This is a genomic window from Mesorhizobium sp. LNHC232B00, from assembly GCF_000502435.1.
In the GTDB taxonomy this organism is placed as follows: domain Bacteria; phylum Pseudomonadota; class Alphaproteobacteria; order Rhizobiales; family Rhizobiaceae; genus Mesorhizobium; species Mesorhizobium opportunistum.
Genome location: NZ_AYWP01000076.1, coordinates 1 through 546 on the forward strand (window position 1 = coordinate 1; position 546 = coordinate 546).

Consider the following 546-nt stretch of genomic DNA (forward strand, 5'->3'; position numbering starts at 1 on the left):
GACGATATCAGCCACGAGAGGCTGCAACTGGCTTGCGTTTTGGGCCTGTAGCTCGGCGTCACCGACGCAATGAGTCGCACGGTCGAGCTGCGACGTGGCCCTCTTGGCGTCTCCGAAGACGCTGGCTGAGACTGGGGATGATGACACTGGTGCGCTCGTAAGCTTGCTCAGCAGAGATAGAAGAGCATTGCGCCACCTGACGCGCTGAATGGCAGCTATCCAGCTCATTGAGGATGATTGGAATAGACCAGCCGGTTACCGATGTGCCCGCACGCTCCTCGAGGCGCACCCGCAATGGTTAAGCCGTTTGCGTATCAAAGCCACGTGAGCGTCGCGACCGTGGGCATCATCGCGCCGGATAGCCGTATCCAGTTCAGCCAGATCATGCCGTGGAGGCTGCCACCTTCCAGTTTGATCGACGATGCAGGCATAAGGCGTGGCCTCAATGATCGTGTAGGACACGGCGAGGCAGCTGTAAGGATGTCCCGAAACGGATCAACCGCGTTTGGCACCGCAATTGCTTGTTCTGAAAGACAAGCGGGATAC

The 546-nt window shown here is 58.4% G+C and carries 1 protein-coding gene; it reads left to right on the forward strand.

Annotation, left to right across the window (positions count from 1 at the left end; translation table 11 throughout):
• Positions 1-294: 294 nt before the first annotated feature.
• The coding region (locus X743_RS1000000173175) for a hypothetical protein (protein WP_210164646.1) at positions 295-546 on the forward strand (252 nt) is incomplete at its 3' end.